1 protein-coding gene is annotated in these 231 nt (G+C 48.1%); it reads left to right on the forward strand.

Annotated elements, in window-relative coordinates:
- Positions 1-231, forward strand: a 231-nt coding sequence (locus tag JEM65_RS22625; RefSeq protein WP_233530805.1) for a hypothetical protein, incomplete at both ends; no start/stop codon positions are given.

Consider the following 231-nt stretch of genomic DNA (forward strand, 5'->3'; position numbering starts at 1 on the left):
ACTTTCAGCGACATCTCGGAAGAATTCAAATTGGAGGATGGTCAATTGGCCACCCTGGCCCGTTTCTACTATCACCCCATGTCCAATTGTCACTACGTCTTCACCGATACCGTGCACCGCTATATTTTCACCAGCACGGACTGCGGGCGCACTTTTGTGGGTCACAAGCTGGAGATTATTCCCGAGTTAATCGAGTTCGACAAAAACCAAGACAAAGTGTTTCTGATTCAC

It is taken from the genome of Gelidibacter salicanalis (assembly GCF_016469035.1).
GTDB classification, from domain to species: Bacteria; Bacteroidota; Bacteroidia; order Flavobacteriales; family Flavobacteriaceae; genus Gelidibacter; species Gelidibacter salicanalis_A.